Genomic DNA, 13,747 nt, shown 5'->3' on the forward strand with positions numbered 1-13,747 from the left:
TATTTTAGCCGAAAAGGGGCCCCACAGGCGAACCATCCGGTGATGTAACGGATGTGTCATGGCGCGCCTGCGCGTCGAGCGGCGCACTGCACGTGTGTTTCATGCACCGCTCGGGGGCTTTTGCAGCGCGTTCGGAGCGTCGGCGGCGAGGCCCAGCATTGCGCGCACGCGCGCCTCGTCGAGATGGTAGTGACACAGTTCGATGCCGTCGCAAAGGAGCACCGGCACGAGTTCGTCGTAGCGCGCCTGCAGTTCGGGGTCGGAATCGACATCGATCACGTCGAGCCGAGCGCCCGCCGCCGCGGCCAGCGGCTCGAGCGCCACACGCATGTCCTCGCACAGATGACACCACGCGCGCCCGTACAGCACGAGATGCGCGCTCGCTCGCTCGAGCGCCCCCGGCGCTGCCGACGAAGACCGCACGGCCGGGCGCATCCGCGTTACTTCTGGCCCGGTGCGCGCGGGCGCAGCGGCACGAACTGCGTGTTGTCGCCGCGCCGCACGAGCACCGCCACCATCTTCTGCGGATCGAGATGCGCCGTCACGTCCTGGAACTGCTTCGCGCCCGTAATGTCCGTATCGCCCACGCGCAGGATGATGTCGCCCTTTTGCAGGCCGGCGCGCGCTGCCGGGCCGTCCACCGAATCCACCAACGCACCGCCCTTGATCTTGAGCTGGGCGAGCTGGTCGGCGGGGATATCGACCACCGCGATACCGAGCGCCCCCATCGCGCGCGGCTTGGGATCGGGCGCCTTTTTCTGGTCGGCCTTCGCGCTCTTGTCGGTCTGCATTTCGGCGATCGTGATCGGCAGATCGCGCGTCGCACCCTTGCGCCAGATCGTGACGGTCGCCTTGGTGCCCGGCTTCGTGTCGCCAACCATGCGCGGCAGGTCGGTCGCAGCGTCGACGCTCGCACCGTTGAACTTCAGGATGATGTCGCCCGGCTGGATGCCCGCCTTGTCGGCCGGGCCGCCCGGCTCGACGCTGGAGACGAGCGCGCCTTGCGCCTTGGGCAGACCGAGCGAGTCGGCCACGTCCTTCGTCACTTCGCCGATCGCCACGGCAATACGGCCGCGCGTGACCTTGCCCGTCGATTTCAGTTGATCCGCCACGCGCATCGCCTCGTCGATCGGAATCGCGAACGAAATGCCCATGAAACCGCCGGTGCGGCTATAGATCTGCGAGTTGATGCCGATCACCTCGCCCTGCATGTTGATGAGCGGTCCACCCGAGTTGCCGGGGTTCACGGCCACATCGGTCTGGATGAACGGCAGATAGTCGCCCGTGTCGCGCCCCTTCGCGCTCACGATGCCCGCCGTCACGGTGTTCTCGAGGCCGAACGGCGAACCGATCGCCACGACCCACTCGCCCACGCGCACCTTGTTCGAATCGCCCATCGTCACGGCCGGGAGATTCGCGGCCTGGATCTTCACCACGGCAACGTCCGTGCGATCGTCCACGCCGATCAGCTTCGCCTTGAATTCGCGCTTGTCGGTGAGCGTCACGTAAATGCTGTCCGCGTCGTCGACGACGTGTGCGTTGGTCATCACGTAGCCGTCGCTCGACAGGATGAAACCCGAGCCCACGCCACTGTTTTGTTCGGTATCGTTGCCGCTGTCCGGGCCCGAGTCCGAGCCACCGCCGCCCGGGCTTCCGCCCTGACCGCCGCCCTGACCGCCGCCTTGTCCACCCTGCGGCCCTTGCGGGAGCGGGATGCCGAAGAAGCGCCGGAAGAATTCCGACATGTCGCCTTGGTCCATGCCCGGCGGCAGGCCGCGCTGGGCTGTGGAGACACGTGTGGTGGTGCGAATATTGACGACCGACGGCCCCACTTTGTCCACGAGGTCGGCGAAGTCGGGCAGGTTGGCAGCCGGCGCCGCCGATGCCACGTGCGGTGCGAACGGCAGGCACGCCGCCACGACCGCGGCCGCGAAGAATTTGCGCAGCGGGAGAATCGTCATATCGAAGTCAGCCGAAGGAGGAGTTACCTGGGAGCCTTGTATTCTATGGCAGACGCGAACTGCTGCAACGTGGTCTGGGGCACTTCGCCGAGCAACGTGATGAAGTAATCGCCGTTGCGCTTCACGAGCACGTGGGTCGCACCACTGCTGCCCGAGCCTTCCTTGCGACTGTTGTTCTTGACCGGTTCGATAAAGACGGAAAGCGTGGAAAGGCCATCAGAGAATACGGCCTGATCGACCGGAATGGGCGGATCGCTCGCGTCGCGCGCCGCCATCGGCCGGCGCACTTCCCGAATCTTCTGGAAGCCCGGCGCGGCCTGGCCGAACGACCAGCCCTGCGCTTCGATATCGACCGGCTGGAGCGGCGGTCGCACCACGTTCCAGCCCTCGATATTGCGCATGCCGTTCACGATCGGCGTTTTGTCGACGGGGCCACCGATGCGAACCTGCGTGAACGCGAGTTGCTGAAGCACCTGGCCGTTCGAAGGGTCGAGCATCTGCGAACGCAGCAGCAGGCCGGTTTTCGCGTCGGCCCACAGCTTATAGGCGAAGCGGAAATTGTCCTTCGGGTCGAGCTGGATGACCTGACTGTCGAGGCCCGCCACGCGGTCGTTGCCGAGCATCTTCGGTTCGTAGACGCCCAGCACCTGGTCGCCGCTCGTGGAAAGCAGCGCCGGGAAAGCGTCCTTGTTCTGGCGCTTTTCGACGACGAGCAGCTTGCGCTCGGGCACGAAAGTATAGAGATCGTCGTTGTGGCGCAGCATCGTGCGCGGCTTGCCGTCAAGGCTTTCGAGTTTCTCGAACTCGCCGTCCTGCTTCGAGGCGTAATGCGTGATGCGCGAGGACTGCACGAACTCGCCGCGCTGGTAGACGAAGGTGCCTTCGTAGCTTTGCTGCTGGGCGGCCTGCTGGATACGGTCGAGCAGCTGCGCCGCGCTCTGGCGCGTGGCGGCATCGGCCGCGGACGCGCCTTGCGCGTGGGCACGCGGGGCGACAGACAGAGCGGTGAACATCACGGCTGCGCAGCACAGGAATGCCGGCAACCGCCCCCAGATCGTCTTTTTATTCAACCGCAATGTCTGCATCAAACTTATTGGCCTTGCGTGGTGAGAGCGGCTGAGCGGATGTACGGCATGGAATCCGAGATGACCGGCTGCTGCGCGAACTGCTGATGCGCCTGGAGGTATTCGTCGAGACGCGCGTCGCGGATGATATTACCGTCCTGAGCGGCGGTGACGGGCGCCGGCGTGGTGTTCATCGCCACGCGCTGCACACCGTCGCCTTGCGACTGGACGGCGGCGATTTGCGGCGCGCCGGCCATGCCCACGCCGCGCATTTGCGGCATGACGATCCACGTGAGCGTGGCAGCGGCGGCGGCCACGGCCAGCGACGGCACCACGCGGCGGCGCAACGCCAGAATACGGCCCACGCGTTCATTGCGGCCAGCCTGCGCCTGCGGCAACGCAGCAGGTGCGAGTAGATGCGGCTCTGCTTCGAAACGTGCGGCGAAACCCGTCATGAAGGCGCGACTCGCCGCCTGACTGAGGGCCAGATCGTCCGAGCGCAGCACGTCGCCGATCAGGTGGTACTCCGACCAGGCTGCGCGCCCTTCGCCGTCGAGTTCCAGATATTTTCCGTTCAGATGCTCCTGCGCCGACGCTTCACCGTCGACGAAGGCGGACAGACGCTCGCCGCGCGAGCTTGATACCGATTGCATCGAGACCGAACCCATGATGCTCCCCATTCCCTAACAGACGTCCCTGGTGACACCAACTCATTCTGATGAATCGCGCCGCTGCCCGGGGCGAAGCTGGTTGTTCTTCTTACCAGCGCTTGCCTTCCGGAGTGTCCAGCAGCGGACGCAATTTTGCCGCAATGGCTTCCCGAGCGCGGAAAATTCTCGATCTGACGGTGCCGATCGGGCACCCCATCATTTCGGCAATTTCCTCATAGCTTAGGCCTTCTATTTCCCGAAGCGTAATGGCGGTGCGCAACTCTTCCGGTAAAACCGCCATTGCAGCATTGACCGTCTGTGCGATCTGCTTGCTCATCAACATCGACTCGGGCGTATTGATATCCCTTAGTTGATCGGCGTCCGAGAAAGTTTCCGCTTCTTCTGCATCTGCCTCAGTAGAAGTCGGCGCGCGTCTTCCCTGGGTCGCAAGGTAGTTCTTCGCCGTATTGACAGCAATCCGGTACAACCACGTATAGAAAGCCGATTCGCCACGAAATTGCGGTAGTGCGCGGTAAGCCTTGATGAAGGCGTCCTGGGCCACGTCCTCGACCTCGGCGGGGTCCCGCACAAGGCGCGAGATCAGCCGGATGATCTTGCGGTGGTATTTCGAGACCAGGAGCTCGAACGCGGCCTTGTCGCCTTGTTGCACGCGCTCGACCAGAACCTGATCAATTTCTTTTTCGCTCACCTGAGAAATCCGTTAGCACATGAAGGAGACATGGGGGCACCATTGTAGCGTCCCCGCCACGGTCTCACGTTACGCGAGTAACAGCGGTTACAAGCTTTACAGCGAAGGGAGGCTCAGCGGCCGGCCGCGCTGCGCGCGCGCACGGCGAGCGTACGGAAGGTATCTGCGGCAACGGCGTCGGCGGCAACGAGAATCGTCGCGCGGCGTGCGCCCTGCTCCACGACGAGGGCGAGCAGCCATGCGCCCCATTGCGACGCACCGGCAAGCCTCCCGGCCGCGAGGCAGTCGCCATCGCGCGAATACGCCGCGAGGAAATCTGACCCGATTTCAATGAATGCGGGTTGCTTGCGACGCCACGCCGCAGCGGCAAGACCTCCGCTCGCGAGGAACGCGAGGGCAAGAGGCAAGGCTCGCCAGACGCCGAGCCATGGCGCGAGCGTCGTGTAGACCGCGGCCGTGGCCACGCCGAGGCCCGCGGCAACGAGTAGCTGCAGCGCGAGAGAGGGACGCAGGGAAAGAAGCGGCGCGAGTGCGCGCCGCGAGGGGAAAGCGGGAATGCGGCCGGCCGAAGTAGCGTGTGTGCTACGCGGCGCGGCCGCTGTCTCGTCGTGCGGAATCAAGCGTGACGCTTGAACACGAGCGTGCCGTTCGTGCCGCCGAAGCCGAACGAGTTCTTCAGCGCGACGTCGATCTTCATGTCCCGCGCGGTGTTCGCGCAGTAGTCCAGGTCACATGCCGGATCCTGGTTGAAGATGTTGATCGTCGGCGGCGACACCTGGTTGTGCACGGCCAGCACCGTGAACACCGACTCCAGGCCGCCCGCGCCACCCAGCAGGTGGCCCGTCATCGACTTGGTCGAGTTCACGACGATCTCCTTCGCATGATCGCCGAAGGCACGCTTGATCGCCGTGGTTTCCGCGAGGTCGCCGAGCGGCGTGGACGTGCCGTGCGCGCTCAACCAGTCGACTTCACTGGTGTTGACGCCCGCGTTCTTCATCGCGGCAAGCATGCAGCGGCGCGCACCGTCGCCATCTTCCAGCGGAGCGGTCATGTGATACGCATCGCCGCTCATGCCGTAGCCGCCGATTTCCGCGTAGATCTTCGCGCCGCGCGCCTTCGCATGTTCGTACTCTTCCAGCACCATCACGCCTGCGCCCTCGCCCAGCACGAAGCCGTCGCGGTCCTTGTCCCACGGACGGCTCGCCGTCGCCGGATCGTCGTTGCGCTGCGAGAGCGCACGCGCGGCCGCGAAGCCGCCGATGCCGAGCGGCGAAACGGTCGATTCCGCGCCGCCCGCGATCATCACGTCGCAGTCGCCGTATTCGATCAGACGCGAGGCTTCGCCAATGCAGTGCAGGCCGGTCGTGCAAGCCGTGACCATCGCCAGATTCGGGCCCTTAAGGCCGTACTTGATCGACAGGTGGCCCGAGATCATGTTGATGATCGAGGCAGGCACGAAGAACGGCGAGATACGGCGCGGGCCGCGGTTGAGCAATTCGGTTTGCGTGACTTCGATCATCGGCAGACCGCCGATGCCCGAGCCGACGTTCACGCCGATCCGCTCCGCGTTTGCTTCGGTGACTTCGAGACCGCTGTCCTGGATCGCCTGCATGCCCGCGGCGATGCCGTAATGGATGAACGTATCCATATGGCGCGCTTCTTTCGCCGGCATGTAGTCTTCGACGTTGAAGCCCTTCACTTCGCCGGCAAAACGGGTCGAGAAGTTCGTCGCGTCGAACTTCGTGATGTTGGCGATGCCGGACTTCCCGGCGACCAGATTGGCCCAGCCGTCGGCAACATTATTGCCAACAGGCGAAATCAGCCCCAGGCCTGTAACAACAACTCGACGACGGCTCACGGTAACCCCTTATCCATAGATGACAAAAACAAAAGCCACAGAGGCCACAGGAAATGCTCCTGTGAGCCCTGTGGCTAGTTGACCGGCAGATGCCCCGCAGCGAGTGCGGCAGGCGTATGCGGTTTCACGGGCGAGCGTCCTCGCGGGCCGCCAGCGCAAGCGTTGCGCGGCCCAGGCGGGAATCGGGCGCTTAGGCCTTGACGTTCGCGCGAGCGTAGTCGATCGCTTGCTGAACCGTCGTGATCTTCTCGGCTTCCTCGTCCGGGATTTCCATGCCGAACTCGTCTTCCAGCGCCATGACCAGTTCGACGGTGTCGAGCGAGTCTGCGCCCAGATCGTTCACGAACGAAGCTTCGTTCTTGATTTCAGCTTCGGCGACGCCCAGTTGCTCGGCGACGATCTTCTTGACGCGCTGTTCGATGTTGTCCATTACCCCTCCAAGGGAAAAAAGTTAGCTCATGAATGCGAGTGCGCGCATTTTATCAGGTTTGACCTGGCTGAAAAGCGGCGCTCAAAGTTCCGGAATGGCTATCCGCGACAGCGCCTGAGCAAGGTTTTGCATCAAGCGCATCAAGGCGCGGATAGTACCTGAATCCGGTTAAGACATATACATGCCGCCGTTCACGTGCAACGTCGTGCCCGTGATATAGGCCGCTTGTGGCGAAGCGAGGAACGCGACCGCGTGCGCGATGTCGTCCGGGCTGCCGAGGCGGCCCAGCGGAATCTGCTGCTTGAGCGCGGCTTGCTGCTCGGCCGGCAGGTCCTTCGTCATGTCGGTGTCGATGAAACCCGGCGCGACGCAGTTCACGGTAATGCCGCGGCTGCCGATCTCGCGTGCGAGCGCGCGCGTCATGCCCGCCACGCCGGCCTTGGCGGCCGCGTAGTTGGCCTGGCCGGGGTTGCCCGACGAGCCCACGACCGACGTGATGTTGATGATGCGGCCGCCCTTGGCCTTCATCATCGGACGCAGCACGGCGCGCGAGAGGCGGAACACCGACTTGAGGTTCGTGTCGATGACCGAATCCCACTCGTCGTCCTTCATGCGCATCGCCAGGTTGTCCTGCGTGATGCCCGCATTATTCACGAGGATCGCAAGACCGCCGAATTCCTTGACCGTTGCATCGATGAGCGCCTCTGCCGCAGCGGCGTCATTCACGTTGAGCACGGCGCCGCGGCCCTTCAGGCCCGCTTCTTCGAAGGCGGCCGAGATCGCTTGCGCGCCGGCTTCGCTAGTGGCCGTACCGATCACCGTCGCGCCCTGGCGCGCCAGTTCCAGCGCGATCGCGCGGCCAATGCCACGCGTGGCGCCGGTCACGATTGCGGCTTGATTGTCGAGAGTCTTTTCCATCGTTTGAATCCGTTAGCGGTAGTAACGTAGGCGCTTAGGCCTTCAGAAGCGCGAGCGCTTCGTCGAGCGACTTCGGATCGAGCACCGAGGCGCCGACCAGGTTGCCGTCGATACGCTTGGTGAGGCCCGCGAGCACTTTGCCCGGACCGCATTCGACCACGTGTGTCGCGCCTTGCGCCGCGATGGCCTGCACGCACTCGACCCAGCGCACGGCGCCCGCGGCCTGGCGCACGAGCGCGTCGCGGATCTTCGCGGGATCGGTTTCGAACGCGACGTCGACGTTGTTCACCACGGGAATTTGCGGCGCGTTCAGCGTGACGTTCGTGAGGTACTCGCGCAACTGATCCGACGCGGGCTTGAGCAGCGACGAGTGGAACGGCGCGGAAACCGGCAGCGGCAGCGCGCGCTTGGCGCCCTTCGCTTTGGCGATTTCGCAGGCCTTCTCGACCGCACCCTTATGACCCGCGATCACGACTTGTGCCGGCGCGTTGAAGTTGACGGCTTCCACCACGCCGCCGCTCGCGGCTGCGGCTTCCGTGCAGACTGCGCGCACGGTGTCGTCGTCGAGGCCGAGCACGGCGGCCATGCCGCCCTCGCCCACCGGCACCGCGCTTTGCATGGCTTGGGCGCGGAAGCGCACGAGCGGCACGGCGTCGCGGAACGAGAGCACGCCGGCGGCGACGAGCGCGGTGTATTCGCCGAGGCTGTGGCCCGCGACGATAGCCGGCGCCGGGCCGCCCGCCTGCTGCCACGCGCGATAAACGGCGTAGGCGGCGGTGAGCATGACCGGCTGCGTGTTGGTGGTGAGGTTGAGCTCTTCGGCGGGGCCTTCGGCGATCAGCTTGCCGAGGTCCTGGCCGAGCGCGTCGGACGCTTCTTGCAGCGTCTCGCGCACGATGGTGTTATCGGCGAAGGCGTCGAGCATGCCGACGGCCTGCGAGCCTTGTCCGGGAAAAACGAACGCGAATCTCATAACGTCCCCAAATTCGATCAATACAGGTGGGCAGTGCGCTCGGATGAACCGCCGCCGGCTGCGCACAACATGGATGTCGTGCGCACACCCCGGCTGCGGGAGCGCGAAAGCCCGCTCAGGATGCCTAGAAGCGGATGACGGAGGCGCCCCACGTGAAGCCGCCGCCCACGCCTTCGATCAGCACGTTCTGGCCGCGCTTGATGCGGCCGTCGCGCACCGCGACGTCGAAGGCGAGCGGAATCGAGGCCGCCGAGGTGTTGCCATGCTCGCCCACCGTCACCACCATGCGCTCGGCGGGCAGGCCGAGCTTGCGGCAGGTGCCTTGCATGATGCGGATGTTGGCCTGGTGCGGAATCAGCCAGTCGACCTGGTCGGCGGTGAGTTGCGCCTTGTCGAGCGCCTCGATCGCGACCTTTTCGAGCACGTTCACGGCGAGCTTGAACACCGCCTGGCCGTCCATGTGCAGGAACGCGTTGCCCGCGATCACGCCGCCATTCACGTTGCCCGGCGTGCACAGGATGTGCGCGTAGCTGCCGTCGGCGTGCAGCGCGCTCGAAAGCACGCCCGGTTCGCTCGATGCCTGCAGCACGATCGCGCCTGCGCCGTCGCCGAACAGCACGCAGGTGGTGCGGTCGTTGAAGTCGAGAATACGCGAGAAGGTTTCCGCGCCGACCACGAGCGCCGTGCGGTTCTGGCCGCTGCGGATCAGGCTGTCGGCCACCGAAACGGCGTACGCGAAGCCCGAACACACGGCCTGCACGTCGAACGCCGCGCCGTGATTGCGGATGCCGAGCTTGTTCTGCAACAGGCAGGCCGTGCTCGGAAACACGAAATCGGGCGTGGAAGTGGCGACGATGATGAGATCGATCGACTGCGGATCGACATCGGCCGCGGCGATCGCGCGCTGCGACGCCGCAAGCGCGAGATCGCTCGTCGTGACGTCGGGCGCGGCGAAGTGGCGCGCATGAATGCCCGTGCGGGCCACGATCCACTCGTCGCTCGTCTCGACGCCTTTCGCGGCGAGCCGTTCGGCGAGTTCCTGGTTGGTGACGCGATCAGGCGGAAGATAACTGCCCGTGCCGATCACGCGGGAATAGAGAGTCGATTGAGCCATTATGCCTTCGAGGATGATGCGGCGCCGGGCGGTACCTCGCCCGCTGCCTGGCTGGGCACGCTAGTCGCCTGCCCCGCCTGCGCGGCTTGCACGTTGTGGGCGCCGCCGGGCTCGTCTGCCGCCTGTTCGAGCGAACCGGCGTTTTCTTCCATGGCGCGCGCGAGGCGCTCCAGCACGCCATTTTTGACGGCATCATACCCGCGATTGATCGCACACTCAAACGCGTAGGCGTCGGCCGAGCCGTGGCTCTTGATGACGAGGCTCTTCAAGCCGAGCAGCGCCGCGCCGTTGTACTGGCGATGGTCCACGCGCTTCTTGAAGCGCATCAGCACGGGCAGAGCGGCAATCGCCATGAGCTTGGTGAGCCACGAGCGACCGAACTCTTCCTTGATCATGTCGTTGAGCATCTGCGCGAGGCCCTCCGACGTCTTGAGCGCGACATTCCCAACGAAACCGTCACAGACGATAACGTCGACGGTGCCCTTGTAAATGTCGTTGCCTTCGACGTTGCCGCGGAAGTTCAGCGTGCTCGCGCGCAGGAGCTCGCCCGCACGCTTGATGGTCTCGTTGCCCTTGATGACTTCTTCACCGATATTCAGGAGCCCGATGGTTGGGCGATCCTTGCCCTCGAGCGCCGCGACGAGCGCATGGCCCATCTCCGCGAACTGCAGCAGATGCTGCGGCTCGCAGTCGACGTTCGCACCGAGGTCGAGCATCGTCGTGTAACCGCGCGGATTGGGCAGTGCAAAGGCAATAGCCGGGCGTTCGATGCCCGGCAGCGTTTTGAGCACATAGCGCGAAACGGCCATCAGCGCGCCGGTGTTGCCGGCCGAGATGCAAGCTTGCGCCTCGCCCTCTTTCACGCGATTGAGCGCGACGCGCATCGACGAGTCTTTTTTCTTGCGCAGGGCGACTTCAACCGGATCGTCCATTTCGACGACCTCGGTGGCGGGCACGACGGTAAGCGCGGGATGGTCCGCCGCCTTCAGCTTTTTCAACTGGGCGCGAACCGCCGACTCGACGCCCACGAGCATAAGATGCGCGTCAGGGTGCGAGCGGACGAAATGGACTGCGGCAGGCACCGTCACAGACGGGCCGTGGTCGCCTCCCATGCAATCTATCGTGAGCGTAACAGTCATGGAATGCGACGGATTTCAGGCATAAAAAAGCGGCAGTTGAATGCCGCCTTTTTGCCGAGCCGAAATATGGTCAAGCGAACGGGATCGTCAGATGCGGCACCAGGCTGGGAGCCATACGCCGCATGCTGGAACGATTAGTCGTTCTTGGTCTTGACGACTTTCTTGCCGCGGTAGTAGCCGTTCGGGCTGATGTGGTGACGCAGATGCACTTCACCCGTGCTCGGCTCGACGGCCAGCGGCGCGCCCGTGAGGAAATCGTGCGAGCGGTGCATACCGCGCTTCGACGGCGACTTCTTGTTTTGTTGAACTGCCATGATAACTCCTGAAAATTTTCCGAATTCTAACACAGCCCGATCCGGCCGCCGCCACCCTTAGGGGGTGGCCGGACTCCGGGCTCAGGCCCACGCGTCTGGTACTGCCTGCCCCACGCAGCCGCCTAAGGCTTACCTTGGCTTGCCTTAGTGCTTGCTGCCGGGACCGTCCTTCTTGAGCGATTCGAGCGCCGCAAACGGGTTGACGCGCTCTTCCGGCTCGATTTCCTGCTCCGGCACGTCGTCCACGGAATCCACGCCTTGCGCGCCGTCGGGACCCGAGGCGAGACTTTCGTGAATTTCCGGACAGACTTCGTGCTTCGGCACCAGCGGCAGCGCGAGCAACAGCTCCTCTTCGATCAAGTCGACGAGATCGAAATGGCGCGAGCCCACGATCACTTCGACTTCATCGTCGTCGAGCGGAAACTCGTCCGCCTCTTCTTCCGTCTGGACGATACGGAAGGTCGCATCCGCATTGAATGCCTGCTCGTAGGGAGCGAGGCACCGCTGGCACGCGAGCCACGCGCCACCGTGAACGGCAAGGCGCAGGTATGGCTGCGGCCCTTCGGTGCCGTTGTCCTGCAATTCCTGCTCGGTAAAGCCCGCAGCCTGCCAGGTGAACGCGGTATCGCGATCTGGCGCCTCGGCCGGGACTTCGTTTAACATGCGCGGCAGTTGCGAGACGCGCACGACGCCTGCTGCTTCGCGCTCGCTGCGCGCGAATTCGAAGAGATCGAAATCACGCGGGTTCAGTTCGGCGCCAGCAGGCTTACCAGAATGTTCGGTCATGTGCGCTCTCCTGCTTCAAGGCTTGGGCGACCGGCGAGCGATGCGCGTAAGCCAACAGCGGCTCGCAGCAATCCAGCTTGCACCGGTCCGCCGCTTTAGCCAACCGCTTTGGCCATCTTTGGCCAACCGATTTGACCATCTTTGGCCGGAATTGATCATCGACACTGGCGCCCGCACAAGACGTGCGGCGAGAGCATACCGATGAAAAGCCCAAAATCATATCGCCTTTATCTTTGTGAGTCAAACACTTAAGCTCGCGTACGCAAGTGTCTGTGCGAGCGCGGTTTTCGGGCGTCTTTGACGGCGTTTTGCGAAGTATCCGCCCCCGTTTTCGAGACGAAATCGACCCGAAAAGCCCAAACCACAGTCGCACCTTCCAGTCATACTCGCAGCCGCTTTCATACTTCGATCGAACATGCAGGATTCTCCCTCGCAGGCCCCGCGCACGGGCCGCCCCGCCCTCATCCTCGCCTCCAGCTCGCGCTACCGGCGCGAATTGCTCGAGCGTCTGCGCATTCCTTTCGAGACGGCCGTACCCGCCATCGACGAAACGCCGCACCCCGGCGAAACGCCCGAGGCGACGGCGCTGCGCCTCGCCGCCGCGAAGGCCCGTGCCGTGGCCGCCGCCCTGCCCGCGGGCGCTAGTCGCGCGCTCGTGATCGGCTCCGACCAGGTCGCCACGTTCGATGGCCGCCAGATCGGCAAGCCCGGCACGCACGAACGCGCGCTCGAGCAGCTGCAGGCCATGCGCGGCCGCGATGTGTTGTTCCATAGTGCCCTGAGCGTGCTCGACACCGCTACTGGCCAAACGGATACCGTCGATGTCGTCACGAAGGTGCGCTTTCGCGACCTCCCCGATGCGGCGCTCGACGCCTATCTGCGCGCCGAAACGCCCTACGACTGCGCGGGCAGCGCGAAAGCGGAAGGGCTCGGCATTGCGCTGCTCGAAGCGATCGAATCGGACGATCCCACCGCCCTGATCGGCCTGCCGCTCATTGCGCTCACGCGCATGCTGCTCGCCGCGGGCTATCCGCTGCTGGAGACGCAAGCATGACCCTCGGCACCCTCTATCTGATCCCCAACACGCTAGGCGAAGGCGACGATGCCGCGCTCAACGCGGTCCTCCCCATGCCCGTGCGCGAGCGCGCCGGCGCGCTCGCAAGCTATATCGGCGAAAACGCGAAGACCACGCGCGCGTTCCTCAAGCGCGTGGGCACGACGCGTCCGATCCAGGAAATCGACATCCGCGAACTGAACGTCAACACGCCCGCGGGCGAGGTCGACAAGCTGCTCGCTCCGCTCCTCGCGGGCATCGACACAGGGCTCGTTTCCGAGGCGGGCGTGCCCGCAGTCGCCGATCCGGGCGCGCTGCTCGTGCGGCGCGCGCACGAACGCGGCATCAAGGTCGTGCCGCTCGTGGGGCCGAGTTCGATCCTGCTCGCGTTGATGGCGTCCGGCCTGAACGGCCAGAGCTTCGCGTTCCACGGTTATCTGCCCGTCGATGCGAACGAGCGCGTGAAAAAGCTGCGCGAACTGGAGCAGACCTCGCGCAAGGGCAAGCAGACGCAGATCTTTATCGAGACGCCCTATCGCAACCGCACGCTGCTCGACGCCCTGCTCGCGACCTGCGCGCCCTCCACACTCGTGTGCGTCGCGGCCGACCTCACGCTGCCGAGCGAGACGATCGTGAGCCGCGCCGTAGCCGACTGGAAAAAGAAGCCCGCGCCCGAATTGCACAAGCGGCCGGCGATTTTCCTGCTGCTCGCGAACTGAACGCGCTTTGGCGCACAAAAACGAATCGGCCGCTGCGCAACCCTTGCGCAGCGGCCGA

The 13,747-nt window shown here is 64.6% G+C and carries 16 protein-coding genes; 2 read left to right on the forward strand and 14 right to left on the reverse strand.

The genetic code is table 11. From position 1 onward, the window contains the following. Positions 1-99 precede the first annotated feature (99 nt). From FAZ97_RS09740 to FAZ97_RS09805, 14 genes are all read right to left on the reverse strand, one after another. Positions 100-435, reverse strand: coding sequence for a glutaredoxin family protein (locus tag FAZ97_RS09740; RefSeq protein WP_158758254.1), 336 nt, complete (start codon positions 433-435; stop codon positions 100-102). Positions 436-440: 5 nt separating this feature from the next. Beyond that, positions 441-1,961 (reverse strand): DegQ family serine endoprotease, encoded by a 1,521-nt coding sequence (locus tag FAZ97_RS09745; protein ID WP_158758255.1) that lies wholly within the window; start codon positions 1,959-1,961, stop codon positions 441-443. 23 nt (positions 1,962-1,984) lie between these two features. Then, positions 1,985-3,046 carry a MucB/RseB C-terminal domain-containing protein gene (locus tag FAZ97_RS09750; protein WP_158758256.1) on the reverse strand — a complete coding sequence of 354 codons (1,062 nt, stop codon included), beginning with the start codon at positions 3,044-3,046 and terminating at the stop codon, positions 1,985-1,987. A gap of 5 nt (positions 3,047-3,051) precedes the next feature. Beyond that, a complete protein-coding gene (locus FAZ97_RS09755) occupies positions 3,052-3,693 on the reverse strand; it encodes a sigma-E factor negative regulatory protein (protein WP_158758257.1) in 642 nt (213 codons plus the stop codon). Between the two features lie 91 nt (positions 3,694-3,784). After that, positions 3,785-4,384: an RNA polymerase sigma factor RpoE gene (gene rpoE, locus FAZ97_RS09760; protein WP_158758258.1), complete on the reverse strand. Its 600-nt coding sequence runs from the start codon at positions 4,382-4,384 to the stop codon at positions 3,785-3,787. Positions 4,385-4,497: 113 nt separating this feature from the next. Then, complete coding sequence (locus FAZ97_RS09765; RefSeq protein ID WP_233271564.1) at positions 4,498-5,004, reverse strand: hypothetical protein; 507 nt, start codon at positions 5,002-5,004, stop codon at positions 4,498-4,500. Beyond that, positions 5,001-6,242, reverse strand: a complete 1,242-nt coding sequence (fabF, locus tag FAZ97_RS09770) for a beta-ketoacyl-ACP synthase II (protein ID WP_158758259.1) — start codon at positions 6,240-6,242, stop codon at positions 5,001-5,003. The genes FAZ97_RS09765 and fabF overlap by 4 nt, the downstream gene beginning before the upstream one ends. A 190-nt stretch (positions 6,243-6,432) precedes the next feature. Next, a complete protein-coding gene (acpP, locus tag FAZ97_RS09775) occupies positions 6,433-6,672 on the reverse strand; it encodes an acyl carrier protein (RefSeq protein ID WP_004197638.1) in 240 nt (79 codons plus the stop codon). A gap of 168 nt (positions 6,673-6,840) precedes the next feature. Then, positions 6,841-7,590, reverse strand: coding sequence for a 3-oxoacyl-ACP reductase FabG (gene fabG / locus FAZ97_RS09780; protein WP_133183608.1), 750 nt, complete (start codon positions 7,588-7,590; stop codon positions 6,841-6,843). Between the two features lie 34 nt (positions 7,591-7,624). Then, the gene (gene fabD, locus FAZ97_RS09785) at positions 7,625-8,563 is read right to left on the reverse strand and encodes an ACP S-malonyltransferase (RefSeq protein ID WP_158758260.1); all 939 of its coding nucleotides are present in this window, start codon (positions 8,561-8,563) and stop codon (positions 7,625-7,627) included. 124 nt (positions 8,564-8,687) lie between these two features. Further along, positions 8,688-9,677: a beta-ketoacyl-ACP synthase III gene (locus FAZ97_RS09790; RefSeq protein WP_158758261.1), complete on the reverse strand. Its 990-nt coding sequence runs from the start codon at positions 9,675-9,677 to the stop codon at positions 8,688-8,690. Next, positions 9,677-10,816 carry a phosphate acyltransferase PlsX gene (gene plsX / locus FAZ97_RS09795; RefSeq protein WP_158758262.1) on the reverse strand — a complete coding sequence of 380 codons (1,140 nt, stop codon included), beginning with the start codon at positions 10,814-10,816 and terminating at the stop codon, positions 9,677-9,679. The genes FAZ97_RS09790 and plsX overlap by 1 nt, the downstream gene beginning before the upstream one ends. 134 nt (positions 10,817-10,950) lie before the next feature. Then, positions 10,951-11,130, reverse strand: a complete 180-nt coding sequence (gene rpmF / locus FAZ97_RS09800; RefSeq protein ID WP_018441573.1) for a 50S ribosomal protein L32 — start codon at positions 11,128-11,130, stop codon at positions 10,951-10,953. Between the two features lie 144 nt (positions 11,131-11,274). After that, on the reverse strand, positions 11,275-11,916 hold the full coding sequence (locus FAZ97_RS09805) for a DUF177 domain-containing protein (RefSeq protein WP_158758263.1): 642 nt from the start codon (positions 11,914-11,916) through the stop codon (positions 11,275-11,277). Between the two features lie 415 nt (positions 11,917-12,331). On the opposite strand from FAZ97_RS09805, the gene FAZ97_RS09810 reads away from it, so the two are divergent. Together FAZ97_RS09810 and FAZ97_RS09815 are read left to right on the forward strand one after the other, a co-directional pair. Next, positions 12,332-12,970 carry a Maf-like protein gene (locus tag FAZ97_RS09810; RefSeq protein ID WP_158758264.1) on the forward strand — a complete coding sequence of 213 codons (639 nt, stop codon included), beginning with the start codon at positions 12,332-12,334 and terminating at the stop codon, positions 12,968-12,970. Continuing rightward, positions 12,967-13,689 carry an SAM-dependent methyltransferase gene (locus FAZ97_RS09815; protein ID WP_158758265.1) on the forward strand — a complete coding sequence of 241 codons (723 nt, stop codon included), beginning with the start codon at positions 12,967-12,969 and terminating at the stop codon, positions 13,687-13,689. The genes FAZ97_RS09810 and FAZ97_RS09815 overlap by 4 nt, the downstream gene beginning before the upstream one ends. Positions 13,690-13,747 lie beyond the last annotated feature (58 nt).

This window comes from Paraburkholderia acidiphila, assembly GCF_009789655.1.
In the GTDB taxonomy this organism is placed as follows: Bacteria; Pseudomonadota; Gammaproteobacteria; order Burkholderiales; family Burkholderiaceae; genus Paraburkholderia; species Paraburkholderia acidiphila.

Excerpts from the sequence above, each read along its gene's own strand:
- FAZ97_RS09740 (WP_158758254.1), bottom strand. The coding sequence starts at position 435 with ATGCGCCCGGCCGTGCGGTCTTCGTCGGCAGCGCCGGGGGCGCTCGAG.
- FAZ97_RS09745 (WP_158758255.1), bottom strand. The coding sequence starts at position 1,961 with ATGACGATTCTCCCGCTGCGCAAATTCTTCGCGGCCGCGGTCGTGGCG.
- FAZ97_RS09750 (WP_158758256.1), bottom strand. The coding sequence starts at position 3,046 with ATGCAGACATTGCGGTTGAATAAAAAGACGATCTGGGGGCGGTTGCCG.
- FAZ97_RS09755 (WP_158758257.1), bottom strand. The coding sequence starts at position 3,693 with ATGGGTTCGGTCTCGATGCAATCGGTATCAAGCTCGCGCGGCGAGCGT.
- acpP (WP_004197638.1), bottom strand. The coding sequence starts at position 6,672 with ATGGACAACATCGAACAGCGCGTCAAGAAGATCGTCGCCGAGCAACTG.
- fabG (WP_133183608.1), bottom strand. The coding sequence starts at position 7,590 with ATGGAAAAGACTCTCGACAATCAAGCCGCAATCGTGACCGGCGCCACG.
- fabD (WP_158758260.1), bottom strand. The coding sequence starts at position 8,563 with ATGAGATTCGCGTTCGTTTTTCCCGGACAAGGCTCGCAGGCCGTCGGC.
- FAZ97_RS09790 (WP_158758261.1), bottom strand. The coding sequence starts at position 9,677 with ATGGCTCAATCGACTCTCTATTCCCGCGTGATCGGCACGGGCAGTTAT.
- plsX (WP_158758262.1), bottom strand. The coding sequence starts at position 10,816 with ATGACTGTTACGCTCACGATAGATTGCATGGGAGGCGACCACGGCCCG.
- rpmF (WP_018441573.1), bottom strand. The coding sequence starts at position 11,130 with ATGGCAGTTCAACAAAACAAGAAGTCGCCGTCGAAGCGCGGTATGCAC.
- FAZ97_RS09805 (WP_158758263.1), bottom strand. The coding sequence starts at position 11,916 with ATGACCGAACATTCTGGTAAGCCTGCTGGCGCCGAACTGAACCCGCGT.
- FAZ97_RS09810 (WP_158758264.1), top strand. The coding sequence starts at position 12,332 with ATGCAGGATTCTCCCTCGCAGGCCCCGCGCACGGGCCGCCCCGCCCTC.
- FAZ97_RS09815 (WP_158758265.1), top strand. The coding sequence starts at position 12,967 with ATGACCCTCGGCACCCTCTATCTGATCCCCAACACGCTAGGCGAAGGC.